The following is a 24406-nucleotide window of genomic DNA, read 5'->3' as shown; positions in this document are numbered from 1 at the left end:
CATAGTTGTGTAGCAAATCATTACATTAGTACCGTGACGAGCGCACGTANATCGGGGCGGGGGCGGTACTGGTGGGGGCCATCCGCATCGGCGCCGGCGCCCGGATCGGGGCGGGCGCGGTGGTGAGCAAAGACGTGCCGGCGGGCTGCACCGTGGTGGCCCAGCCGCCCAGGATTCTGGAGAGGAAGGAACCGTATGGAGCGTGAGGAAGGAAAGACCGGCCGGGCCTGGCGGGAGATCGATCTGGACGCCCTGGTCCACAACACCCGGCTGCTGCAGAATAAACTGGGGAAAACCTGCCGCCTGATGGCGGTGGTGAAGGCCGACGCCTACGGACACGGGGCGGTGGCGGCGGCAAAAGCCCTGGCGGAGCAGGGGGTGGACGCCTTCGCGGTGGCCTGTCTGGCGGAGGGAGCTGCCCTGCGCCGCGGGGGGATCGGGGGCACCATCCTGGTGCTGGGCTATACGCCGCCGGAGGCGGCGGAAGCGCTGGCCCGGTGGGACCTGACCCAGACCGTGGCCGACGAGACCCACGCCCGGGCTCTGGCCGCCCAAAGGCTGCCCCTGGCGGTCCACCTGGCGCTGGACACCGGAATGCACCGGCTGGGCGTTCCGGCGGAGGATGTGCAGGCCATCGGACGGGTGCGCCGCCTGCCGTACCTCCGGTTTCAGGGCACTTTTTCCCACCTGTGCGTGTCCGACAGCCCGGCAGAAGAGGACAGAGCCTATACCCGGAGCCAACTGGAACGCTTCCAAACAGCACTGGCCTGGATGAGGACCGCCGGGTATGACCCCGGCGCCGTCCATATCCAGGCCAGCTACGGTATTTTGGATGGACCGCCCCAGACCCACATGGCCTACGGACGGGCGGGGATCGCCCTGTACGGCGTGCCCAGCGCCGGACCGGCGGAGGGGGCGTGGCGGGAGCTGCGGCCGGTGCTCAGCCTGCGGGCCCGGGTGGTCTCCCTGCGCTCCCTGCCCGCCGGGCAGGGGGCGGGCTACGGCCTGGCCTTCCGGTGCGGGCGGGACACCCGCCTGGCGGTGGTGTCCATCGGCTATGCCGACGGCCTGCTTCGAACCCTCTCCCAGAGCGGAGGCGAGGTGCTGATCCGTGGCCGCCGCTGCCCCATGGCGGGGCGGATGTGCATGGACCAGCTGCTGGTGGATGTCACCGGCCTGCCCCAGGTGCAGGCGGGGGACGTGGCCACGCTCATCGGCAGGGACGGCGGGGAGGAGATCGCCGCCGGAGAGGTGGCGGCCAGGTGCGGCACCATCACCAATGAGCTGCTGTCCAAACTGGGCGGGCGGCTGCCGGCAGTGTACAGAGGAGGGCTCAGAACCGGGGCCTGTACCGGAAGTACATGAAGAAGGACAGGGCCACGGTCAGAGTATCCGCGATGGCCTGGGACCAGACGATCCCGTACATCCCGAAGATGGCATTCAGCAGGAAGAGCATGGGGATATTGAAGACCAGCCACCGGGTGACACCCAGGAAGAGGGAGATCCGGCCCTTTCCGAAGGCCTGGAACAGGTAGACCGTGAAGAAGCTGAGGAACATCAGGGGCGTGGCCAGCACCCGGATGCGCAGGAACTGGGCGGCCATCTCCACCGTCTGGGCGTCCGAGATAAACAGGTGGGTGAACTGGACCGCGAACAGCTCATACAGCACCACGCTGACCCCGGCGATCACCAGGCCCAGCGTCCGGGCCAGGCGGATGGTGGCGTCCATCCGCTCCTTGTTTTTGGCGGCGCAGTTGTATGCCACCAGGGGCAGCATGCCCTGGCAGATGCCGATGCCCACGTTCAGCGGGAACCGCTCCACCTTCAGCACGATGCCGACGGCCGCCAGCGCCAGATCGTGGTAGGAGACCATCAGCTTGTCGATGATCACATAGTCCATGTCGAACAGGAAAGAGGCGATGGCAGACGGGATGCCCACGGCAAAAACCGTAAAAATGCTCTCCTTCTGAGGCAGCCCCACCCTGGGGTTGAAGGTGATGATGGACCCTTTCCCCATGCGGATGAGTACCGTCAGGAAGAACAGGCAGGCCACGCAGTTGGACAGACAGGTGGCCATACCGGCGCCCAGCACCTCCCGACCGTCCGGCATCAGGACAAACATGAAAAGCGGGTCCAGGCCGATATTGAGGATTCCGCCCAGAATGATGCCGATGCCGGCCTCCTTGGAGCGGCCTACGCTCCGGATCAGATTGGCCAGCACATTGGAGAGCACCGTGGGGATCCCGCCGGTGACGATCACGCACATGGCGTACTGCCTGGCGTATGTATAGGTGTTCTCACCGGCCCCCAACAGGTTCAGGATGGGGTCCATAAACAGGAGCATCCCCAGGGAAAAGACGGCCGCGATCAGCGCGCCCAGGTACAGGGAGAAGGTGCCGGCCCGCCTGGCCTCCTCCTCCTGACCGCGTCCCAGCAGCCTGGAGATCAGGGACCCACCGCCGATCCCCGCCAGTCCGGCCAGACAGAGGGTGATATTGAATACCGGCAGGATCAGGGAGGTGCCTGCCACCATGTAGGGGTTGTCTGTCTGCCCCACATAGAAGGTGTCCGCCATGTTGTAGATCAGGACGATGAGCTGACTGGTGATGGAGGGGACCACCATCATCCGCAGCGCAGTGGGGACCGGCAGCGTTTGAAAGATGTCTTCCCGTGAGATTTCTGCATGTTGTTTCATAAGCCTGGACCTGCTTAAAAAGATTTCCGGGCTCCACCCGGCACGCTGCCGGTGAGAGCGCAGAGATGCGGAATGGGATCCGTTTGGTAAATCTTATTATAATCAGCGGCTGACTGAGATGCAAGACGAGCGGGCGAAAAATTCATCGCCTGCGGCGGCCCCGCTGTTTACGGAGCGGAAATCGGGTTTTGTTGCAGCTGCAACGGAATTTACCTGCGGGATGGGATATACTAACTGCAAGCAGAGCTGGAAAGGAGGTCGGACCTATGGTATTGCTGCGTAATCTGCCCACACAGCAGCCGGAAAAGCTGGCGCAGCTGATTGCCGTCCAGCCGGGCCGGGTGGTCAGCATGGCCATGAGCAAGTCGGAACACTGCCAGATGACCCTTTTGGCTTTTGGAGACGGGGAGAGCGTCAGTGAGGAATGCTATTTCGGCGATACGCTCTATTACGTGCTGGAGGGCGGCCTGTCCGTATCGATAGAACATGCTGTGCATACCCTTTATGCCGGAGACTGTCTGGCGGTGCCCGCCCGGACGACCCACGCGGTGGCCGCTCCGGATGGCTGCAAGCTGCTGCAGATCACCCTTTCCTAAGATAACAAGGAGGAGACTGTTATGGAACCACTGATCAAAAATATCCCTCATGCACAGGTTTTTGCCCTAAGCGGGCAGGTGGATTACCAGCCTGGAAAGGTGGTCAGCCTGACCCTGGCCCAGCAGCCCGGCGCAGGCATCACCCTGTTTGCCTTTGACGAAGGCGAGGGAATCAGCACCCACGCCGCCGGCGGCGACGCCATGGCCGCTGTCCTGGAGGGAACCGCTCAGATCACGATTGATGGTATTCCCCACACCGTCAATGCCGGCGAGGCCATTATCATGCCTGCCGGGATCCCCCACGCCGTGCAGGCGGTTACCCGGTTCAAGATGTATCTGGTGGTGGTAAAAGCCGCGTCGTAAAACAGCAGGGCCGCACAGGAACTTCCTGTGCGGCCCTGCTGTTTTGTTCAGAAGGTAAACTCGCAGTGGTCATAACTGTTGATGATGGTGGTCTCCCCCCACTTCGTTTTCTGCGGGATGTGGATCCCGTAGGTCTGGTGGATGTGGCCGTGGAGAAAGTATTTTGGCTGATACTTCTCCAACAGGTCCACAAAACAGGAGAACCCCCGGTGGGAAATGTTCTCAAAGTCATTGATATGCCGGGCAGGGGCATGGGTGACCAGAATATCAAATCCGTTGTATTTGCGCAGCTGAAACCACAGGCGCTGGATGCGCCGGCGCATCTGGGCCTCGGTGTACATATACTTTCCGTCCCGGTAGCGGTGGGACCCGCCCAGGCCGAGGATGCGGATCCCCTGATAGACATAGATCATGTCGTCGATACAGGTGCAGCCCTCCGGCGGGAATTGGTCATAGCACTCGTCGTGGTTGCCGTGGACATAGAGCACCGGGCGGTTGGACATGGTGACCAGGAACTCCAGATATTCCCGGTGAAGGTCCCCGCAGGACAGAATCAGATCAATCCCGTTCAGTTTGTCCGGCGTGTAGTAGTCAAAGTAATATTTCGCAGTCACGTCAGCGACGGCCAAGATCTTCATATTATCCCCGCTTATCTTTTGAAACAGCCTCTACTCCTACCAGGTCTACAGTGGCCTTTCCTGTCTCGCTCAGCTCGTCGTACTCCGGAATGGAACCCACGATATTTTCCGCCAGCCAGTCCATGCAGATGATCTGCTCCGGGGTCAGGTCTCCCTCCAGTACCTTCCCGCCCTGGGCGTAGAGCTTGCCGCGGAAGGGGTAGTAGAGGTCGGCCTGGATGCAGTCCTGCAGCAGCCCCGCCAGCTTCTGGGTGCTGGGGGGCACCTTGTCGGTGCAGTGGAGGGCCACCACGCCGGAGGGCATGCCCCAGTAATAGTTCAGGGCTTTGCCGCTCTCTTCGTACTCGGTCTGGAAGGATTTGTCCTGGATCCGTCGGAGCATGGCCTCATAGTAGACGCCCCACTGCCATACAGGAGCGGCCAGAACCACCCGGTCCTCCCCGGAGATCAGGGACAGACCGAAGCTGGTCCAGCTCCGGTCCCCCTTCCGGGTCAGGTCCCGGGAAGAGATGAGCCGGATGTCCCGGTCGGTGAGCCTGCGGATGGCGGCTTCCGCACCGCCTACCGTAGACCACTCCAGATAGACCTTGGTGCGGGGATTCACCATCTGCACGCCTAAGGCGAAAGCATTGATGCCGGCGATCTGCCCGTAGATGGGGTAGTCACACAAGTAGCCCACGCTGTCCACACCGGCCAGGCTGCCTGCGATGGCCCCGATGATAAACTTGGCCTCATACATCCGGGCATAGTAGGTGCGGATATACCGGTGAGATTTGTTCAGGGAACAGTTCAGAATGGTGACCTTGGGCTGCTCCACCGCGGCCCGGAGGGAGGCGGGCAGCAGCCGGGGAGAGGTGGTGAAGATGACGGTGTTGCCGTCATCAATGGCCTGCCGGATGACGGCCAGCGGATCGGAGTCCAAGGCGTTGAAGTAGGCGGTGGTCTGGATGGCGTCGCCGAATACCCGCTGTACATAGAGCCGGCCCTGCTCGTGACTGTTGGTCCAGCCCGATTCCGTGGGGGTCTTGTCGTGGATGAAGGCTACCCGCATGGCGCCCTTCTCGCCCACGGAGAACACCTTGGACAGCAGGCCGGGCTTCTTCTCCTCCGGCGCCAGCTTCACGTCAATGGGGTCCTTCTCCTGCTGCAGGACGATCTCCTCCCAGGCATTGGACACCAGCTGGGAAATCTCGGAGGGGGTCTTGCCGTGGATGGCGGGATAGCCGTAGACCTGGATCACAGCCAGCATGGCGTCTCCCACCGTGGAGGACAGACGATTTCCGCCGCGGGCCTCGTAGGCCTGACGGAAGGAATAATAGGCCGCGGAGAAATCCCGGCGCTCATCCTCGCTCCACGACTGGTCCGGCGCCTTCCCCAGCAGCTGCTGCAGCTTCAGATAGCTGCCCGGCTTGGAAAACTCCAGGTAGTTGATCCGGCTGAGCTGGCGGAAGCCCAGCAGCTCATAGTAGAGCTCCACGTCCGGGGTCTCGTTGTGCTCGGGCAGGATGCACGTCACCGCGGCGCTGACCATGCCGCCGCCGAAGAATTTCAGTACGCTGACCCGCTTGTTGCCCTCCTGGACATAGTAGCGGTTCATATACTCGTACACCTTGATGGGGTCGCGGATCCCCTCCTCCACGTGGGCCTGACAGAGCGCCTGCCACTTGGCGGCAAATTCCGAGTCCTCATCCAGCAGCGGCATAAAATTCCGGGCGAAGGCGTTGGTCCGGATGTCGGTACAGGTCCCCACCACGAACTCCAGAGGGATCTGGAGCGTTCCCAGATCCATTCCCCGGTTCAGACGGTCTCTGGATATAAAGTCATCCAGAACGGGAAGATAGGGATATTCACCCCGGGAGGTACAGGCACGGAACTCCTTCTGTGCGCGCCGCTGCGCTTCTTTATAATAGAGCCTGGGCATGGACCGCTCTCCTTTCCTGCCCCTGTTTCCCACGGGAAACGGTGCGAAATACTCTGCTAAGAAATCATGTGCCTTTCCGCTGTATTTATGCTATACTAAAAACAGATATCTTGACATGGTCGGGAGGGAAGCCGGATGGGAGATTTCTCTTTTTCTATCTTTCCCAACGAGAATTTTCTGGACCTGAGGATCTATCAGTATGGTTATGAGCAGTGCAGCCCTCTGCATTCCTTCGGACCCTTTATCCGGAACCATTACCTGTTCCACTATGTCATATCCGGACGGGGCTCTCTGGATGCCACCGCTGAGGATGGAGTGACCACCCGCCGCTACGAACTGCGGGCCGGGCAGGGCTTCCTGATCTGTCCCGGCCTGATCAACACCTATTTTGCTGATGAGAACGACCCCTGGAAATATGTCTGGCTGGAATTTGACGGCCTGCGGGCCTCGGAGTCCCTGCGCTATGCCGGCCTGACCGCGGCCCAGCCCATTTACCGGGCGGACGACGAGACCAAGAGTGCCCAGGTCCGTGACCTTATGCTCTACATTGCTGAGCATTCTGAGGCATCCGCCCTCCACCTGATCGGCTACCTGTATCTGTTTGTGGACGCCCTGATGCAGTCCTCCTCCACCCGGGTGAGCGCCCAGGAGAACCAGCTCAAGGACTTCTACATCCAGGAGGCGGTCAATTATATCGAGCAGAATTATCAGCGGAACCTGACGGTGGAGGAGGTGGCCGACGCCTGCCGCCTCAACCGCAGCTATTTCAGCAAGCTCTTTAAGGAAAACGTGGGCTGTCCGCCTCAGAAATTCGTGATCCGGGTACGGTTGGCCAAGGCTGCGGAGCTGATGTGCAGCAGCAATGCCGCCATCAGTGAGATCGCCGTCCGGTGCGGGTACTCCAATCAGTTCCACTTCTCCCGCGCCTTCAAAAAGCACTACGGCATTCCGCCCCAGAAGTGGCGTGCCCAGAACAGAAAGCACCATGCCTGAACAGAATACCGGAAAGACAGAGAGCTGGCCGCAGAATCAGTGGCCAGCTCTTTTGCTTATTCTGCCTTCAGCCAGAGACGGAGGCTCTGATACTCGCCCAGCATGGGGAGCGGATAGCCGGCCTGCATCAGTACATCGCCGGGCCACGGGGTATCGTCGCCGGTCAGCCGGTACCGGAGCGCGGGGTCCAGACCCCGCAGCTTCACCCGCCGGAAGGGCGGGCCGGCATGGACCTGCCCGGACACCACACTGAGCAGCGCCGACCGGCGGTCGGAGGACACGTGGAGCCAGGCGGTAGGCGCTCCGTCGGGAGAGGGCGGGGTCAGCCGGTAATAGTCTCCGGTCTGGATCAGCTCATAGCTCTCCTTGTAGGCCTGGATCTGCCGGACCACCAGGGTCTTCTCCTCCTCAGACAAGGTGCCCAGATCCATCTCGTAGCCGAAGGTGCCGGACAGGGCCACGGTACCCCGGGTCTCCAGGGGGACGCTGCGGCCGGTCTGCTCGTTGGGCACGGCGGAGACGTGGGCCCCCATGGTGGCGGGGGGATAGGCGAAGGAGGTGCCGTACTGGATGGACAGCCGGTCGATGGCGTCGGTGTTGTCGCTGCACCAGATCTGGGGCGTGTAGTACAGCATACCCATGTCGAACCGGCCGCCGCCGCCGGAGCAGCCCTCAATCAAAGTGTGGGGGTTGGCCTGCCGGACCCGCTCCAGCAGAGCGTAGACACCCAGCACATAGCGGTGGTAGACCTCGCCCTGCCGGCCACTGGGAAGGGCGACGGACCAGACCTGGGTCAGCGCACGGTTCATATCCCATTTCAGATAGGAGATATTGGCGTTGTCCAGCAGCTTCTGCAGGGCCTGGAAGATATATTCCCGGACCTCTTCCCGGGTATAGTCCAGTACCAGCTGGCAGCGGCCCCGGGTATAGGGCCGGCCGGCGGGATTCAGCACCCAGTCCGGGTGCGCCTGATAGAGGCAGCTGTCTTCGCTGACCATCTCCGGCTCGATCCACAGGCCAAACTCCATGCCCAGAGCGTTGATCTCCTTCGACAGGGCGCCCAGGCCCCCGGGGAGCTTTTCCTTGTTGACCCACCAGTCGCCCAGACTGCTGCAGTCGTCGTTCCGGTGGCCGAACCAGCCGTCGTCCAGCACAAACAGTTCCATGCCCAGGGCGGCAGCTTCCCTGGCAAACCGGAGCAGCCGATCATGATCGTAGTCAAAATAGAAGGCCTCCCAGCTGTTGACCAGAATGGGCTTGCGGCGGTCCTGCCAGACATCCCGGAGCAGATGGGCCCGGATGGCCCGGTGGAACTGCCGGCTCATCTCACCAAAGCCGCTGGGGGAACAGAGCAGCGCCGCCTCCGGCGTGGTGAACGTCTGGCCGGGCTCCAGAGTCCAGCAGAAGTGGAAGGGGTGGATGCCCATGGTCAGCCGGGCGTCCTCAAACTGACACCGCTCCACAGCCGCCTCAAAGTTGCCGCTGTACAGCAGGGCGGCACCGTAGCAGGTCCCGTGCTCCTCGTCGGCGCCGGGTTCACACAGCATCACAAAGGGGTTGTGCTGGTGGCTGGAGATCCCGCGGATGCTGCCCACTGACTGGACCCCGGGGCGCAGGCGGGTCCGGTTCAGGCCCCGCTCCTTTACATGGCCGCCGTCAAAGGTGATAAAGTCCAGGTCGGCGCTGGGAAAATCCAGGCACAGGGAGGCGGCCCGGTGCAGACGGACCGGTGTATCCCCGCAGTTCACGATGCGGGCCGCCCGGGTGATGAGATCGTATGCCTCGAACACACCGTAGAGCAGCTCCACCCGGACATGGGCGGCCGCGTCCTCCAGGGTGATGATCAGCGTATCTGCGTCTTCAGCGGAACCGAAGAAGGCGGGCATGGCTTCCAGCGTGTACTTCCCGCTCTGCAGCTTGGCGTCTATGTACCGGAGGTCCGCCACATAGCTGCCGTCGGACAGCTCCAGCTCCAGAGAGGGCAGACGAAAATCTCCCGCACCCGATCCGGAGTACTCCTGGGGCAGGGTGTCCAGGGAATAGGTGCGGTCGTTTCCCGCCTCGTTTGGATTGGGAGAGAAGCCCCGGTCGGCAAATCGGATCAGCCGGGACAGATCGCCGCCCGAGAGCTTCGGTCCGTAGTAGGTATGGAGCAGGACCCCGTTTTGGTCTGCTTTGATCTGATAGGTGGTGCTGCGGGTCTGTAAAGTAAAGAGCCGCTTTTCATTATCTTGGATAATCATAGAAGACTCCTCGCAAAGAAAGATCTGTAGTGTCCCGTATACAGCGGAATTTCATACAGCCCAACCATTCTAAGCGATATTTGGGTTAGTTTCAAGGGCAGATCCGAAAATTCATAAAAATGCGACAGCCCCGGCAGGTTGGTCAGAGGCCAGTGCAGAGGCTGTCGCATAAACGGGAGCTGACAGATTATTTCCCGCCGGTGTTGGCAATGCCTTCGATGAACTGGCGCTGGAAGATCATGTACAGGATCACCATGGGCAGCATGGCCAGCAGGCTGCCTGCCATCAGGACGGGGAAATTGGTGGAGAACTGGCCCCGCAGGGTGGCAAGGCCGGAGGACAGGGTCATCATCTTCAGGTCGGAGTTGACCACCAGAGGCCACATCAGGTCGCCGTAAGCGAACACGGCGGTGAAGATGGTCAGGGCGGCCACCGAGGTGCCGGTCAGGGGGAACATGACCTTGACGAACGTCTGGAACTGGTTGCATCCGTCCAGACAGGCGGCCTCGCCGATCTCAGTGGGGATGCCCATGTAGGTCTGCCGCAGGAAGAAGGTGCCGAAGGCGGAGACGATGCCCGGGAATACCAGGGCGAACACGGTGTTGGCCATGCCCATCTTTGCCACCATCTGATACTGGGGCAGAATAAAGATCTGGGAGGGCAGGGACATCTGCACCAGAATCAGGCCGAAGAGGATGTTTTTGCCCCGGAACTGCAGCTTGGCGAAGGCGTAGCCCGCCATGGAGCTGAACACCACGGCACAGATCACCCGGAAGAGGACCATCAGCGCGGTGTTGATGTACATGTTGACAAAGGGCAGGGAGGCGATGGCATCCGCGAAGTTGTCCAGATTCCAGTGGGATGGGAAGATCACCGGCGGGATCTGCATGCTCTCCGTCTGGGTCTTGAAGCTGGTCAGGATCATCCACACGAAGGGGAAGATCATAATAACGGCGCCCAGGATCAGAAATACGTAAGTAAGGATGGTGGTAAGCCGTTTTGTATTGCGCATAGAGCTTTGTTTCATCGGTATTCCCCTCCCTTACACGTCATAATTGACCCACTTTTTCTGGCCAATGAACTGGATGACGGTGATGGCGCCGATGAGCACCACGGTCCACACCACGATGGCGGCGCCGTAGCCGCGGCTGCCGGCTACGAAGGTCTCCCGGTAGAACAGGTACATCAGGCTTTGTACCGAGGTCAGGGCCGGGTTGGTATCCTCCACCATCATGTAGATCAGGTCGTAGACCTTGATGGAGGACATCAGACGCATGATCATCACCACGAACAGGGTGGGGGAGACCATGGGCAGGGTGATCTGGAAGAACTGATTGATCTTGCTGGTGCCGTCGATCTCAGCGGCCTCATAGTAGGTCTTGGAGATGTTCTGCAGGCCGGCCAGCAGCAGCACCGCGTCATAGCCGATGTTGCTCCAGATGGCCACGATGGCGCAGGCGATCATCACGAAGTGGGAATCGGTGATCCAGTTGATGTGGGCGCCCAGCAGCTGGTTGAGAATGCCGTAGTCGCTGTTGAAGATCCAGCGCCACACCATGGTGATGGCGGCGGGGGCGCACACCATGGGCAGGAAGAAGATGGTGCGGAAAATGCCCTTGCCCTTGATCTTGGCGTTGAGCATCATGGCCACCAGCAGGGACAGGAACAGTCCCACCGGCACGGTGAGGATACAGAACAGAATGGTATTCCAGGTGGCCCGCCACACTTCCGGACTCTGGAACATCTCCACATAGTTGCCGATGCCGATGAACTTGTAGTGGCCGAACCCCAGGTGCTCACAGAAGCTGGTGTAGATGGTCTGGACGAACGGCCACAGGTTCAGCACCACCAGGCCGATAATGGTGGGGGCGATCATCAGATAGCCCCAGTGCTCCTCCCGCCGGGCGGCGGCAGAAAGCCTCATTGCTTTCTTTCCCATGTGTCACCCCTCCTCTCAGGAATCGGCCAGCTTTTTGGCGGTCTCGGTATTGATCAGATTCTGGATCTCATCCAGGCCGGTATCAATGTCCACCGAGCCGTTGTAAATGCTGGTCATGATATCCACCACGCCGCTCTTCCACTTGGGACGGGCGGAGTTGTTGACGTACTGCACGCAGTAGTCAAACTGGCTCATAATGGCCTCCAGATCCAGCTGGTAATCAAACTGGTCGAAGGCGCTGATCCAGGTTTCCTCCAGCCCCTCATAGGCGGGGATGGCGGCACCGGACTCGCCCTGAATCCGCTGGGCATCCTCGCCGGCGAAGTACTTCAGCACGTCAAGGGCGATGTCCAGATTTTTGCCGTGGGCGCCGGTGGCGTAGGTCAGGCCGTTGGAGATGGTGGCCCGGCCGTCACCGCTGACGGGATCGGGAGCGGCAGGCAGCACCGCCACGTCCCACTTGCCCACCATGTCGGGGTAGTTGGTCATCTCAGCCAGCAGGTTCCAGCTGCCCTCCAGGAACATGGCGCCCTTTTCGGAGAAGAAGGCGGTGCCGGGAGTGGTCTCGGCAAAGTAGGCCTGGTTGGGGCACCAGTCGTAGCTCTGCAGGTCTACATAGAACTTCACGGCGTCCCGTGTGGCCTCCTGGTCAAAGCCGCCCTTGGTCTTGTCCTCGGTCAGGATGCAGCCGCCGTTCTGATAGACAAAGTTGTGATAGCCCAGCTGCTCGTCGTTGTAGGCCATGTAGCCGTAATTGCCGGTGGCGTCATAGATGGCCTGGGAGGCGGAGACCAGGTCGTCCCACGTCCAGGTCTCGTCGGGATAGGCCACCCCGGCGGCATCAAACATCTCCTTGTTATAGACCAGGCAGACATTGTCCTTGTCCTTGGGCACGCCGTACATCCTGCCGTCGGAGCCCTGGGCGTTGCTGATGGAGATATCGCTGTAGTGCTCCTCATAGGGGAACAGGTCGGTGACATCGGCCAGCATCCCGAACTCGGAGTAATACAGGATCTGATCGGTGTGCATCCAGAACAGATCCGGCAGGGTGTTGCTTTCGGCTGCGGCCTCCAGCTTGGTCCAGTACTCGCTCCAGCTGGTGACCTGGACCTCGATCACCACATCCGGGTTCACATTGGCGGTATAAGCATCACACATGGCCTGCATACCGTCCCGCTGGGCCACATCCCAGATCTGGAACGTCAGATGGGTCTTGCCGTCTGACGAGCCGCATCCGGAGAGCGGCAGCATCAGCGCTGCTGCCAGAAGCAGGGCCAGTATGCGTGGTACCTTTTTCATGACATCTCTCCTCCTCTTTTGCTTGTTCCGCGCTTCCATCGGCACCAGAAAAAGGTGCCGTAAAATTATATTCATAATATAATGATTATGTCTAAACTGTAAATGAAAGTGTACCGTAAAAATATGCCCAAATATCGTATAATACGCCTTGCGCGCATATTAAACGACATTTGGGCATATTTAAAACATTTTCGTTAAATTACTAATTATAGCAGTACATTTTTTGTGCAATAAGACGAAACGAGCTGGAATCCATTAGGAAGATGAGATAACTGGCTCCAAATGAGACAGAGCAGACTTCAAAAACTGAGGAATCCAATATATCAAAATGTGCTGTGTATCTCCTCCTACCACGGGAAGGGAGCCCGCTTCGGCGGTTCCTTCCGGTCCTGCCGGGGGGCTGTTTCCATGTATTCGCTGGGTGACATGCCGGTTTCCCGGCGGAACACCTTGGCGAAATAGTTGGCGTTGGCAAAGCCGGAGGCCTCCGCCACATAGGTGATGGAGGGATCCTCGCCCCGGAGCAGGAGCTTGGCATACTCGATCCGCAGGTGGGTAATGTAGCGCCCGGGGGAGACACCGGTCTGCCGGGTAAAGGTGCGGATCAGGTGAGCCTTGGACACCTCCAGCCGCTCCGCCAGCTCGTCCAGCCCCTCCAGGAAGGGAAATTCCTCCTGGATGATGCCCACCGCCGCCTCCACAAGCGGGGAGAGGGATTCTTCCCCTCCCCGTTCTCCGCCGGAAGAGGGCCCGCTGATCAGGTTGGCCAGCATGGTATAGGCGTAGGCGGAGGCGGGGGTTCCGCTTACCGGCGCATGCTCGTCCTCCAGAACGGACAGGGCCAGCACCGCCTCCCGCACTGCCGCCGCGCCCTTGGGAAAGCAGGCGGTTCCGTCAGCCAGACGGCCGGCCAGAAGCCGGCCGGGCAGCTCCCCCTGGAGCTGTACCAGCATACATACGCCTTCCCCCACCGACTGTACGGAAAACTCCCCGCACTGCCAGAGGGCCAGCGCCTGGCCCGGGGACAGAACGTCGTTCCCGGTGTAGGAGGAGACGGTTACGGCTCCCTCAACCGCGGCAAGGAGACAGCAGCACAGATCCCCGGCGTATCCCCTGTGGCAGCTGCCGGAGGGCAGGGTGAGGACCCGGGCCGAGGAGAGGGTCAGCAGGCCGTTCAGTGCCGGGTCGGGCGGGGCGGGACGGATCTCCCGCGCTTTTGCTGGATTGGAAATCATGTGGTGTTCCTCCCAAAAAGGGACAGGGGCGAAGCCGCCTCCTGTCCCTTTGGCCGATGGGTCTGTCTCCGTGCTCAGTGGGCGATGGCCTGCTCGGTCTCCTTGTCGAAGAGGTGGATCTTCTCGTTCTTGAAGGTCAGAATGGCAGTGTCGCCCTCACGGCCCTTGAAGGTGGGCTCCGTGCGGATCACCATCCGGTTGCCCTGGCAGTCCACGTGCAGGCTGATCTCGGCGCCCATGAGCTCGGCGATCTCCACGGTGGAGGTCAGGCTCTCCGGACCGGCCGGCTGGCCGGCGTCCGCCGCAATCACATCCTCGGGGCGGATGCCCAGCACCACGGTCTTGCCCACGTAGGGGGCCACCGCTTCGTTCATCCGGGCGGGCAGGGCCACGGCAGTGCCGCATACCTGGGCCGCATACCCGTCCCCCTTCTTGGCGATGACGGCGTCCAGGAAGTTCATCTGGGGCGAGCCGATAAAGCCGGCCACAAACAGGTTGCAGGGGTAGTCGTAGAGCACCTGAGGGGCGTCGTTCTGCTGGATCACGCCGTCTTTCATCACCACGATGCGGTCGCCCATGGTCATGGCCTCGGTCTGGTCGTGGGTGACGTAGACGAAGGTGGTCTGGAGCCGCTTGTGCAGGCGGCTGATCTCGGAGCGCATGGCGGTGCGCAGTTTGGCGTCCAGGTTGGACAGGGGCTCATCCAGCAGGAACACGGCGGGGTTGCGCACCATGGCGCGGCCCAGGGACACACGCTGCCGCTGGCCGCCGGAGAGAGCCTTGGGCTTGCGGTTGAGCAGGTGCTCCAGATCCAGGGCCCGGGCCGCCTCGTGGACCCGGCGGTCGATCTCGTCCTTGGGCACCTTCTGCTGGATCAGGCCGAAGGCGATGTTCTTGTAGACCGTCATGTGGGGATAGAGGGCGTAGTTCTGAAAGACCATGGCGATGTCACGGTCCTTGGGCGCCACGTCGTTTACCAGACGGTCGCCGATGTACAGCTCGCCGTCGGTGATGTCCTCCAGGCCGGCGATCATCCGCAGGGTGGTGGACTTGCCGCAGCCGGAGGGACCGACCAGAATGACGAATTCCTTGTCCTTGATCTCCAGATTCAGATCGGGGACAACGGTCACGTTGCCGGGGTAGGTTTTATTGACGTGCTTGAACGTAATGCTTGCCATGACTCCTTGACCTCCATTTTTTTGAATGGGTAATTTATTGATGACACTTTCCGGCGGATTGGCCGGCAAATTTCAAAGCAGCCCTCTTTGAGACCTAGAATAGCATGGGCGATATCCCTTCGCAATAGCAAAAAAATGATAGCCTCGGTAAAAAGATGATAAAACGCCCTGCCAAACGGGATATATCATCAAATTACCTACGCTGTCAGTTTATTGCTATTGAATTGCGGGATATGGTATGATATGTTCACGCTGATAAGGACGTGGAAGGAAGGGGTCCCTTTGTTTTTCCGCAAAGACTATAATGTTCCCGGCCCGGGTATCCCCAAGGACGAGCCGGAAAAGACCGGCCCGGCCCGGCTGCTGCAGATCATCCAGCTGGAGGCGGGCACCATCTTCCTTTTGAATTTGCTGTTTGTGGTCTCCTGCATTCCGGTGGTCACCATTCCTCCGGCGATTTTTGCCATGAATCAGGTGATCCGCAAAATGATGCTGGATCAGCCGGTGCTGTGCTTTTACGACTACCGCACCGCCTTCCGCACCTATTGGAAGCAGGCCTACGGCGCCTTTTTCCTCACTGCCCTCCCGCTGGCGGCCTCCGGCTTCGGCGCCTATTTTTATCTGCTGCAGGCCACCCAAAACCTGGTGATGTTTGCGCCGTTTCTGGTGTGCTCCACGATCCTGCTGGTGACCCTGCTCACCTCGGGCTGCCTGTACGGCGCTCTGAGCATGGGTATGAAGCTGCGGCCCGCTCTCCGGCTGGCCCTGGCGCTGGGGCTGGGCAGGCCCCTCCGGCCCATTGTGGCCGCGGCAGTGGGGTACGGCCTGCTGTTGTTCGGGATCCTGGAGCTGCCCATCAGCCTGATCTATATGCTGCTGCTGGGCTTTTCCGCGCCCTGTCTGCTGTCCAACTTCTTCCTGCGCACCCTGCTGCGGGACTACTGCCCCGCACCGAAGGAGATGCCTCAGGAGGAGGATTCCGATACGGTATCCTGATACGCCAATCTAAATTCAGCCGGGGAAGGGGAAGCTCCCTGCCGGCCTGATGAAGGCTGCCGGCAGGGCGGCCTTCAGAAAGGAAGAGACTGTACAGTGAAGCAAGAAGAGTTGTTTGAGGCGCGGCTTGCGCCCTGCCTGGAGGAGATGAGATGGCTCTACTTCTCCCTTTACGGGGAAAATGAGGAGGCATTCTCCTATTTCCTCAGAATGCTGGAGGATTCCCTGGCTCAGCGGAAGCCTGCGCTGCGGCGGCAGGACGAGCAGCGGCTGGCCGATCCGGACTGGTGCCGGTCCAGCAAGATGCTGGGCATGATGCTCTATCCCTCCTGCTTTGCCGGGACCCTGAACGGGGTGCGGGAGAAGCTGCCCTATCTGGAGGAGTGCGGCGTCAACTACCTCCACCTGATGCCCCTGCTGGATTCTCCGGCGGGAAAGAGCGACGGCGGCTATGCGGTATCCGATTTCCGGAAGGTGCGCCCCGATCTGGGCACCATGGAGGATCTGGAGAACCTGGCCGACGCCTGCCGGGAAAAGGGCATCGCCCTGTGCCTGGACTTCGTGCTCAACCACACCAGCGAGGAGCACCCCTGGGCCAAGGCCGCCCGAGCGGGAGACCCGGTGGCCCGCAGCCGCTACTTTTTCTACGACAACTGGAGCATTCCCGCCCAGTTTGAACAGACGGTTCCCCAGGTATTTCCCACCACCGCCCCGGGAAACTTCACCTATCTCCGGGACTGCGGCCAGTACGTCATGACCTCCTTCTACCCCTTCCAGTGGGACCTGAACTACGGCAATCCCATGGTGCTCAACGACATGACGGGGAACCTGCTCTATCTGGCCAACCGGGGCATGGACGTGATCCGGCTGGACGCGGTGCCCTACATCTGGAAGCAGCTGGGCACCAGCTGCCGCAATCTGCCCCAGGTACATACCCTGGTGCGCCTGATCCATCTGGCCTGCCAGGTGGTCTGCCCCGGGGTGCTGCTGCTGGGCGAGGTGGTCATGGAGCCCTCCAAGGTGGCCCCCTATTTCGGCACGCCGGAGCGGCCCGAGTGTGATATGCTCTACAATGTGACCACCATGTGTACCACCTGGAACACGGTGGCCACCCGGGACGTGGGGCTGCTCCGCCACCAGATGGAGCAGGTCTGCGCCCTCCCCAGGACCTATCTGTTCCAGAACTACCTGCGCTGCCATGACGACATCGGCTGGGGCCTGGACTATCCCTGGCTGTTCCGGCAGCAGGGACAGAAGGAGGTCCCCCACAAGAAATACCTCAACGACTGGTTCACCGGCCGGTGGCCGGGCAGCTGGTCCCGGGGCGAGCTGTACAACGACGACCCCCGGCTGGGGGACGCCCGGCTGTGCGGCACCACTGCCTCCCTGTGCGGCGTGGAGAGCGCCCTGGTCAGCGGCGACCCCGACGCCCTGGAGCGGGGCATCCGCTGCGACCTGATGCTCCACGCCTGGATGTTCTCCCAGAGCGGCATCCCCGTCCTGTACAGCGGCGACGAGGTGGGCCGGCTGAATGACTACAACTACCACGGGGACCCGGCCAAGTTCGACGACAGCCGCTACCTCCACCGGGGCAAGTTCCAGTGGGACCAGGCGGCGCTGTGCCGGGACGAGAGCACCGTTCCCGGCCGGATTTTCCAGGGCCTGCGGCGGCTGGAGACCATCCGGGGGAAGGAGCAGGTGTTCCGGGCCGACGCGGAGGTCACCCTGCTGGATGCCTGGAACGGCTCTGTTCTGGCCATCCGCCGCCGGTATGGGGAGGAGGAGCTGATCGCCCTGTTCAACTTCTCCGAGCAGCCCCAGACCGCCGCCTGCCCGGCGGGCCGGCTGACCGATCTGGTGAGCGGGCAGGAGCTGGAGGGCGGGAGCCTGACCCTCCCCGGCTATGGCTTCCTCTGGCTCAAAAAGAACTGAGCGGCGGTGTGACCCGCGGCTTGCTGTGAAAGGAGTAGATCTGAAATGGCAATTCTGGTATTGGGCGGAGCCGGATATATCGGCTCCCACACGGTGTATGAACTGATCGACGCGGGCCGTGAGGTGGTGGTGGCCGACAATCTGCAGACCGGCTTCCGGGCTGCCGTCCACCCCAAGGCCAAGTTCTATCAGCTGGATATCCGGGACCGGGGTGCCCTGGATACCCTGTTCCAGGCGGAAAAGATCGACGGCGTTATCCACTTCGCCGCCTCCTCCCAGGTGGGGGAATCCATGTCCGACCCCCTGAAGTACTATGACAACAACCTCTACGGCACCATGGTGCNCCGGGGTGCCCTGGATACCCTGTTCCAGGCGGAAAAGATCGACGGCGTTATCCACTTCGCCGCCTCCTCCCAGGTGGGGGAATCCATGTCCGACCCCCTGAAGTACTATGACAACAACCTCTACGGCACCATGGTGCTCCTCCAGTCCATGGTGGCCCACGGGGTGGATAAGATCGTGTTCTCCTCCACCGCCGCCACCTACGGGGAGCCCGAGCGGGTGCCCATCCTGGAGGACGACAAGACCATCCCCACCAACTGCTACGGCCAGACCAAGCTGGCCATGGAGCACATGATGGGCTGGGTGTCCCGGGCCCACGGACTGAAATATGTGGCCCTGCGGTACTTCAACGCCTGCGGCGCCCACGTTTCGGGAAAGATCGGTGAGGCCCACGACCCGGAGACCCACCTGATCCCCATTATCCTCCAGGTGCCGCTGGGCCAGCGGGAGGCAGTCAGCGTGTTCGGTAACGACTACCCCACCAAGGACGGCACCTGCATCCGGGATTACATCCACGTCACCGATCTGGCCCAGGCCCATATCCTGGCCCTGGACTACCTGATGAAGGGCGGGGAGAACAACGTGTTCAACCTGGGCAACGGCGTGGGCTTTACCGTCAACGAGGTCATCGAGGTGGCCCGGGAGGTGACCGGCCACCCCATCCCCGCCAATATGGCCCCCCGGCGGGCGGGGGATCCGGCCCAGCTCATCGCCTCCTCGGAGAAGGCGGTGAAGGTGCTGGGGTGGAAGCCCAGGTACAACGACCTGTCCACCATCGTGGCCACCGCCTGGGCCTGGCACAAGGACCACCCCCACGGCTTTGAGGAGAAATGACCGGGGCGCCGGCCTGAAAAAACCAGAAAAAGATAGGCGTATGGAATAGCCTGCCCGGCTGCTCCATACGCCTGTCTTTTTTATGTATCGGTGGTTTCCGGGACCGTTAGGGAGAGCGGCCGGGAACAGGAATAAGCGGCCCGCCCTGATCCTTATGGCGGCCAGGAGGATAATGCCTGCTGCCGGTACTGCCTGGGTGTGATGCCGGTATATTTGCGGAACACCTTGACAAAATAGCTCTGCTCGCAAAACCCGACCAGATAGCCCACATCTCCGACGGTGAGAGAGGAACAGCATACCGACGAGGCCATGTACGAAATGGTCAAGTGCGCCTATGACGCCGGCTATCAGGTTGCCACCCACTCCATCGGAGACGCAGCCATCGATCAGGCGCTGCGTATTTACGAAAAGGTCATGGAGGAAAACCCCAGAGAGGACCCCCGTATGCGGATCGAGCACTTCCAGATCGCCAGCCAGGACCTGGTGGAACGGGCCATGGAGCTGGGGGTCATCGCCAGCATGCAGCCCACCCATGCCACCTCCGATATGAATATGGCGGAGGACCGTGTGGGCCATGAGCGCATCCAGTACGCCTACGCGTGGCGTGAGATCCTGGACAGAGGCGGGATCATTCCGGGCGGCTCCGATGCGCCTACAGAGTATACCAATCCCTATTTCGGCCTGTATGCCGCCGTAACCCGGAAAGATCGGCTGGGCAATCCCTCCGAGGGCTGGTATGCCCAGCAGTGCATGACCCGTGAGGAGGCCCTGCGGTCCTTTACCATCTGGGCGGCCTATGCCGAGTACAGCGAGGAGTGGAAGGGCTCCCTGGAGGCCGGTAAGGTGGCAGACTTTGTGGTGATCGACCGGGATTATATGACCTGTCCAGAGGAGGATATCAAGGACATCCAGGCCCTGATGACCGTTTCCGGCGGCCAGGTGGTCTATACTAAGGATCTGTCCCAGCCTACCGTGGTCTGGAACGGCCTTCCTATGACCTTTAACAGCGACGTTGTGGTGGAGCCGGGCAAGATTTATGTTCCGCTGAATGATACGGCAAATGGGATCGGTGCCCAGACGTCTGTGGCAGACGGCCAGGCGGAAGTCACTCTGGAGGGCCGGACCGCCACCGTGCCTGTTGCGGAGGTGAACGGGGTATACTATGTGCCGGCGCGGGCCCTGTTTGAAGGACTGGGCCGGAACGTGACCTGGTATGGGGACGGTCAGTGCGTCTCCATCGGATGGCTTGCAGCCTGAGTATGAAATAAAATAGCCTGCTGCTCCGGACCGCGCGAATGGTTTGCGCGGTCCGGAGCTTTGCAGGCTCCGCCAGGGAGGTATCAGTATGGCGAAACGGAAAGTGATGGTCCCTTATCCAATCCTGCGGGAGGGACTTTCTGAGCTGTTTGAGCGATATGACGTTTACTATCCCTCACGGCTCCCAAAGCGTGAGGAGATATTGGGTGTGCTGCCCCAGTATGACGCGCTGATCGCCTGCGGTTTTCCGATCGATGCTCAGGCGATTGACCGGATGGAACGGATCAAAGTTATAAGTACCCACAGTGTGGGATACGACAATATCAACCTGAGCGCCCTGAGCGAGCGAGGGATTTTGGTGTGTAACCTGCCCGACGTGGTCACCGAGGCCACGGCCGAATTCGCAGTGGGCCTGATGCTGGCAGTGGTTCGCCGCATCGCGGAGACCGACCACAAGCTGCGCCTGTGCCCGGACTTGCTTTGGGGACCTATCGCTAACCTGGGACATGGCCTGGACGGCAAGCGGTTGGGAATCCTGGGCATGGGACGGATCGGCAAGGCGGTTGCCCGCCGCGCACGGGCCTTTTTGATGGAGGTCAGCTATCACAACCGCCACCGGCTTCCCGCGGATGTGGAGGCGGAGTATGGAGCGGTCTACGTTCCGTCCATGGAGCGACTGCTCCGGGAATCCGATGTGGTGGTGGTCTGTCTTCCTCTGACCGGGGAGACCCGCCAGCTGCTGGGTATGGAGCAGTTTGAACAGATGAAGCGGTCAGCGTATTTTATCAATGTGGGCCGGGGTCCCATCGTCAAGGAGGCAGAGCTTGTGGAGGCCCTGGAGAAGAAGCTGATCGCAGGGGCCGGCCTTGATGTTTTTGAACACGAGCCCGATATCCCAAATGCATTGAAGGGAATGACTAATGTGGTCCTGGGTGCCCATATGGCCACCGCTACCGTGGAGACCCGCATTAAGATGGCGCAGCTTGCAAGCAAGAATATCATTGACTATCTGGAGTATGGATTGCATCCGAACCTAGTAAATCCGGATGCTTTAAGGTGTTACTCCTTGTGAATAGGCTTCATGGTGGGGAACAATATGACCTCACGAATCGTATCGGAATTGGTGAGCATCATGACACAGCGGTCAATGCCGATGCCCAGGCCGCCTGTCGGAGGCATGCCATACTCCGAGCGGTGAGGAAGTCCTCGTCCATCATGCCGGCCTCTTCGTCACCCTTGTCCCGCAGCTCCACCTGCTTCTGGAAGCGCTGACGCTGGTCGATGGGGTCATTGAGCTCGGAGAAGGCGTTGCCCATCTCGCTGTGGCAGATGAACAGTTCGAAACGCTCGGTGAGCCGGGGATCTTTGGGGGAGCGCTTGGCCAGGGGTGACACATCCACGGGGTGCATGGTGATAAAGGTGGGCTGAATGAGCTTCTCCTCCACCTTCTGATCAAAGCACTCATACAGGGCGTTGCCCCAGGTCTTGTCGGCGGTCTCGGGCAGCTCTACGCCGATGGACTTGGCGGCGGCGACCGCCTCCTCGTCGGTAGTGATTGACATAAAGTCAATGCCGCAGTACTTCTTTACCGCTTCGTGCATGGGCATACGGGGCCAGCCGGGAGTCAGGTCGATCTTCTCCCCCTGCCACTCCACCTGGTAGGTGCCCAGGATCTTCTGGGCGGCGGAGGACAGCAGGTCCTCGAACAGATCCATCATGTCGTTGAAGTCGGCGTAGGCCTGATAGAGCTCGATGGTGGTGAACTCGGGATTGTGTTTGGGGTCCATGCCCTCGTTGCGGAAGATGCGGCCGATCTCATACACCCGGTCCATACCGCCCACGATCAGCCGCTTCAGAGGTAGCTCGGTGGCGATACGCATGTACATGTCGATGTCCAGGGTGTTGTGGTGGGTGATGAAGGGCCGGGCGGTGGCGCCGCCGGAAATGGTGTTGAGCACGGGGGTCTCCACCTCCATAAAACCCCGGGCATTCATGAAGCTGCGCACATGCTGGATGAACTGGGAGCGGATCATAAAGTTGCGTTTTACTTCCGGGTTGACGATCAGATCCACGTAGCGCTGACGGTAACGAAGCTCGGTGTTGGTCAGTCCGTGGAACTTCTCAGGCAAAGGCAGCAGGGACTTGGAGAGCAGCGTTACCTTCTGCACCCGCACGGACATCTCGCCCCGCTGAGTGCGGAACACCTCACCCTTGACGCCCACGATGTCACCGATGTCATACCTCTTAAAACGGTTGTACTCCTCTTCCTCCATCTCGTCCTTCCGGGCGTAGAGCTGGATGCGGCCGGACTTATCCTGCAGATCGCAGAAGGAGACCCTGCCCATGCCACGTTTGGACATGAGGCGACCGGCCAGAGAGACCTTCTGTCCCTCCAGCGTATCGAAGTTCTCCTTGATATTGGCGGAATCGTTGTCCACCTGGTAGCGAGTGATCTGAAAGGGATCACAGCCCTCTTCCTGAAGCTTGACCAACTTTTCCCGGCGGATCTGTCTCTGCTGAGAAATTTCCTGTGCGCTTCCCTGACTGTTGGTTTCGTTGATTGTTTCGGCCATTTATATTCTCCTTTGTCATTCCTGTTCCGTTTGCCTTTACATTGCCTGTGTGGATACCATGAGGGAACTTTCCAGACGCCTATTTTTTAATAGTGAGCGTTGTAATGGGAAAATTCTTTACTTTCAAAGCTGTTTTTCCTCCGATTTCTGATATTGCGACAGTGCCAGGGCCAGGGCCAACTGGTCCGGACAGGAAGTCCCTTTATCCAGGCACTGGATTCCTTTCAGCTGCGCAATCGCATCCTCCACACGCATCCCCACCAGCAGGCGGCTGAGCGCCTGGGTAAAGCCGGGGCAGCCCAGCACAAATTCCACCGACCGGATGGTGCCGTGGTCCACTTCCAATTTAATTTCTTTGGCGCAGGTGCCTTTGGTCTCATAAATCATACGGTTCTCTCCTGTCTCTGGAAATCCTTGACGACTTGCTGTATAATAACAAAATAAACCTTCCCATTATAGGAAAGTCAAGGGGCAACCAAGGAGGAAGTGCAGATGCAGGGCTATCTTTCCATCAGCGATTTTGCCAAGCTTCGTAATGTAAATCCCAAATCGCTGCGATACTATGAGCGGATTGGAGCGCTGATTCCCGCCTATACCGATCCGGAGACAGGTTACCGGTATTATGCTTTGGAGCAGCTGGTGGAGATGGACATGATTCTGATGTGTCTGGAGCTGAATATTTCCCTAAAGGATTCGGAACGATACCGGCAGCCCGATCAGACATTGGATATCCGGCATCTGCTTCAGGATGGGCAGCAAAAGGCCCTGGAAAAGCTTGCCCACCTCCGCAACACCATGCAGCAGATGGAGGAGGCGCTCCGCCGGATTGAAGAAAACCAACGCTATCAGCAGCAGGAGGGTGTCTATCGACGGCACATGCGCCGGCGGCTTATTTTGCGGGAACCCTTCACCTCCTCTGGCGGAGAGTTGGCGTTTAAGCAGAGTTCCACAAAAATCTTTCTCCGCGGACAATCCCTGGGCTTGCTGCCCGCCTTTACCTTTCCCATTGGTCTGATCGCCCGGCGGCAGGGAGACCGCATGGATACCGATATCTTTCTGGAGGTTCTCCAGCAGAAAGATGGGATTACCAACCTGGAAGTGCTGCCCGAGGGGGACTATATCTGTCAGCAAGAACCCGCACAGGCAATGGGGCATGTGGATGCACTGATTTCTGAGTACTTTGTCCAACATCCCAAGGCAAGCCAGGTCATTATCACCAATCTGACTTCTGCTAACTTTGATCTGAAGGGGCCATTACTGGAGTTGCAGGAACAAATTTGACCTAAGAGGGCACCGGGAGTTTTCCCGGTGCCCTCTTTGATTAAAAAAGTTTCCTCTTGACTTTCCTATTATGGGAAAGATTAAGATTGCC

At 60.2% G+C, this 24406-nt stretch carries 22 protein-coding genes and 1 pseudogene; 11 read left to right on the top strand and 12 right to left on the bottom strand.

Features of this window, described 5'->3' with window-relative positions; translation table 11 throughout:
- Positions 1–71: 71 nt before the first annotated feature.
- The gene (locus E0E41_RS19110; protein ID WP_438819451.1) at positions 72–206 is read left to right on the top strand and encodes a hypothetical protein; all 135 of its coding nucleotides are present in this window, start codon (positions 72–74) and stop codon (positions 204–206) included.
- Entirely contained in the window at positions 196–1365 is a 1170-nt protein-coding gene (vanT, locus tag E0E41_RS07855; RefSeq protein WP_130869424.1) for a serine racemase VanT catalytic subunit, read from the top strand. The genes E0E41_RS19110 and vanT overlap by 11 nt, the downstream gene beginning before the upstream one ends.
- Here vanT and E0E41_RS07850 read toward each other — a convergent pair.
- Positions 1334–2695, bottom strand: a complete 1362-nt coding sequence (locus E0E41_RS07850; RefSeq protein ID WP_242623728.1) for an MATE family efflux transporter — start codon at positions 2693–2695, stop codon at positions 1334–1336. The genes vanT and E0E41_RS07850 overlap by 32 nt on opposite strands.
- A 266-nt stretch (positions 2696–2961) precedes the next feature.
- Between E0E41_RS07850 and E0E41_RS07845 the strand changes: the two genes are divergently transcribed.
- Positions 2962–3291 (top strand): cupin domain-containing protein, encoded by a 330-nt coding sequence (locus E0E41_RS07845; protein WP_130869423.1) that lies wholly within the window; start codon positions 2962–2964, stop codon positions 3289–3291.
- Positions 3292–3312: 21 nt separating this feature from the next.
- On the top strand, positions 3313–3654 hold the full coding sequence (locus tag E0E41_RS07840; RefSeq protein ID WP_130869422.1) for a cupin domain-containing protein: 342 nt from the start codon (positions 3313–3315) through the stop codon (positions 3652–3654).
- Positions 3655–3701: 47 nt separating this feature from the next.
- Here the strand turns inward: E0E41_RS07840 and E0E41_RS07835 are convergent, their stop codons facing one another.
- Positions 3702–4292: a metallophosphoesterase family protein gene (locus tag E0E41_RS07835; protein ID WP_130869421.1), complete on the bottom strand. Its 591-nt coding sequence runs from the start codon at positions 4290–4292 to the stop codon at positions 3702–3704.
- 1 nt (position 4293) lies between these two features.
- The gene (locus E0E41_RS07830) at positions 4294–6213 is read right to left on the bottom strand and encodes a BMP family ABC transporter substrate-binding protein (protein WP_130869420.1); all 1920 of its coding nucleotides are present in this window, start codon (positions 6211–6213) and stop codon (positions 4294–4296) included.
- Positions 6214–6348: 135 nt separating this feature from the next.
- Between E0E41_RS07830 and E0E41_RS07825 the strand changes: the two genes are divergently transcribed.
- Positions 6349–7206: an AraC family transcriptional regulator gene (locus tag E0E41_RS07825; protein WP_130869419.1), complete on the top strand. Its 858-nt coding sequence runs from the start codon at positions 6349–6351 to the stop codon at positions 7204–7206.
- A gap of 56 nt (positions 7207–7262) precedes the next feature.
- On the opposite strand, the gene E0E41_RS07820 is transcribed toward E0E41_RS07825, so the two are convergent.
- The 6 genes from E0E41_RS07820 to E0E41_RS07795 form a co-directional block, all read right to left on the bottom strand.
- Positions 7263–9449, bottom strand: a complete 2187-nt coding sequence (locus E0E41_RS07820) for an alpha-galactosidase (RefSeq protein WP_130869418.1) — start codon at positions 9447–9449, stop codon at positions 7263–7265.
- Between the two features lie 187 nt (positions 9450–9636).
- The gene (locus tag E0E41_RS07815) at positions 9637–10476 is read right to left on the bottom strand and encodes a carbohydrate ABC transporter permease (RefSeq protein WP_130869417.1); all 840 of its coding nucleotides are present in this window, start codon (positions 10474–10476) and stop codon (positions 9637–9639) included.
- 15 nt (positions 10477–10491) lie between these two features.
- The gene (locus E0E41_RS07810) at positions 10492–11388 is read right to left on the bottom strand and encodes a carbohydrate ABC transporter permease (protein WP_242623727.1); all 897 of its coding nucleotides are present in this window, start codon (positions 11386–11388) and stop codon (positions 10492–10494) included.
- A gap of 15 nt (positions 11389–11403) precedes the next feature.
- The gene (locus E0E41_RS07805; protein WP_130869416.1) at positions 11404–12687 is read right to left on the bottom strand and encodes an ABC transporter substrate-binding protein; all 1284 of its coding nucleotides are present in this window, start codon (positions 12685–12687) and stop codon (positions 11404–11406) included.
- A gap of 347 nt (positions 12688–13034) precedes the next feature.
- Positions 13035–13922: an AraC family transcriptional regulator gene (locus E0E41_RS07800; RefSeq protein WP_130869415.1), complete on the bottom strand. Its 888-nt coding sequence runs from the start codon at positions 13920–13922 to the stop codon at positions 13035–13037.
- A gap of 74 nt (positions 13923–13996) precedes the next feature.
- Positions 13997–15100, bottom strand: coding sequence for an ABC transporter ATP-binding protein (locus E0E41_RS07795; RefSeq protein ID WP_130869414.1), 1104 nt, complete (start codon positions 15098–15100; stop codon positions 13997–13999).
- A gap of 282 nt (positions 15101–15382) precedes the next feature.
- Here E0E41_RS07795 and E0E41_RS07790 point away from each other — a divergent pair, with 282 nt between their 5' ends.
- The 3 genes from E0E41_RS07790 (at position 15383) to galE (ending at position 19204) form a co-directional block, all read left to right on the top strand.
- Positions 15383–16096: a YesL family protein gene (locus E0E41_RS07790; protein ID WP_165450526.1), complete on the top strand. Its 714-nt coding sequence runs from the start codon at positions 15383–15385 to the stop codon at positions 16094–16096.
- A 96-nt stretch (positions 16097–16192) separates the two neighbouring features.
- Positions 16193–18028: an alpha-amylase family glycosyl hydrolase gene (locus tag E0E41_RS07785; RefSeq protein ID WP_368019910.1), complete on the top strand. Its 1836-nt coding sequence runs from the start codon at positions 16193–16195 to the stop codon at positions 18026–18028.
- A 45-nt stretch (positions 18029–18073) separates the two neighbouring features.
- Positions 18074–19204 (top strand): UDP-glucose 4-epimerase GalE, encoded by a 1131-nt coding sequence (gene galE / locus E0E41_RS07780; RefSeq protein ID WP_130869412.1) that lies wholly within the window; start codon positions 18074–18076, stop codon positions 19202–19204.
- A 152-nt stretch (positions 19205–19356) separates the two neighbouring features.
- Here the strand turns inward: galE and E0E41_RS07775 are convergent, their stop codons facing one another.
- On the bottom strand, positions 19357–19515 hold the full coding sequence (locus tag E0E41_RS07775) for a helix-turn-helix domain-containing protein (protein ID WP_242623829.1): 159 nt from the start codon (positions 19513–19515) through the stop codon (positions 19357–19359).
- Here E0E41_RS07775 and E0E41_RS07770 point away from each other — a divergent pair.
- Both E0E41_RS07770 and E0E41_RS07765 read left to right on the top strand, forming a co-directional pair.
- Positions 19484–20461, top strand: coding sequence for an amidohydrolase family protein (locus E0E41_RS07770; RefSeq protein ID WP_368019909.1), 978 nt, complete (start codon positions 19484–19486; stop codon positions 20459–20461). The two genes, E0E41_RS07775 and E0E41_RS07770, sit on opposite strands and share 32 nt — an antisense overlap.
- Positions 20462–20549: 88 nt before the next feature.
- Positions 20550–21533 carry an NAD(P)-dependent oxidoreductase gene (locus E0E41_RS07765; protein ID WP_130869410.1) on the top strand — a complete coding sequence of 328 codons (984 nt, stop codon included), beginning with the start codon at positions 20550–20552 and terminating at the stop codon, positions 21531–21533.
- Here E0E41_RS07765 and lysS read toward each other — a convergent pair.
- Positions 21521–23034, bottom strand: a pseudogene (gene lysS, locus E0E41_RS07760) (lysine--tRNA ligase). The gene E0E41_RS07765 and the pseudogene lysS overlap by 13 nt on opposite strands.
- 123 nt (positions 23035–23157) lie before the next feature.
- On the bottom strand, positions 23158–23421 hold the full coding sequence (locus tag E0E41_RS07755) for a TIGR03905 family TSCPD domain-containing protein (protein WP_130869409.1): 264 nt from the start codon (positions 23419–23421) through the stop codon (positions 23158–23160).
- Between the two features lie 105 nt (positions 23422–23526).
- Between E0E41_RS07755 and E0E41_RS07750 the strand changes: the two genes are divergently transcribed.
- Positions 23527–24315 carry a MerR family DNA-binding transcriptional regulator gene (locus tag E0E41_RS07750; RefSeq protein WP_130869408.1) on the top strand — a complete coding sequence of 263 codons (789 nt, stop codon included), beginning with the start codon at positions 23527–23529 and terminating at the stop codon, positions 24313–24315.
- The last annotated feature ends 91 nt before the right edge of the window (positions 24316–24406 follow it).

It is taken from the genome of Intestinimonas massiliensis (ex Afouda et al. 2020), assembly GCF_900626285.1.
GTDB lineage: Bacteria > Bacillota > Clostridia > Oscillospirales > Oscillospiraceae > Flavonifractor > Flavonifractor massiliensis_A.
The sequence above is the reverse complement of the archived record's forward strand: the minus strand, read 5'-3'. Positions and strand labels throughout refer to the sequence as shown.